The sequence below is a fragment of the Ralstonia sp. VS2407 genome (genome assembly GCF_052950655.1).
On record NZ_JBRFVG010000349.1, the window covers coordinates 1 to 440 of the forward strand.

The following is a 440-nucleotide window of genomic DNA, read 5'->3' on the forward strand; positions in this document are numbered from 1 at the left end:
AACGAAAACCGTCCGCGCGCCTGCGGCGAACACGACCGCGCGCGCGAACGCCTCCCCGAACGCGGGCACCGCCGTATCCGCCGCGCCGCCGCGCGGCGCGCGCGCCAAACAAAACCGCGCGGCCTCGTGACGAGGCGCGCGCGGCTTCGCGTGACCCATGGGCGCCCCGGCGGGCGCCGCCCGGCGGCTTACTTCTTGAAGTTCGCGACGCCGTCGGTGATTTCCTTGTGCGCGGCGTCGATGCCGTCCCAGCCCTCGACCTTCACCCACTTGCCCTTCTCGAGCGCCTTGTATTGCTCGAAGAAGTGCTTGATCTGATCCTTCAGGTACGCGGGCACGTCGTCGATCGACTTGAGGTTGGCCGTCATCGGGCAGACCTTGTCGTTCGGCACCGCGACGAGCTTCGCGTCGACGCCCGATTCGTCGGTCATCTTCAGCAT

Annotated in this window: 1 protein-coding gene; it reads right to left on the minus strand. The window is 68.2% G+C overall.

Annotation, left to right across the window (positions count from 1 at the left end; translation table 11 throughout):
• Positions 1-188: 188 nt before the first annotated feature.
• On the minus strand, positions 189-440 hold a 252-nt coding region (locus ACU8YE_RS25400), incomplete at its 5' end, for an inorganic diphosphatase (RefSeq protein ID WP_446930354.1).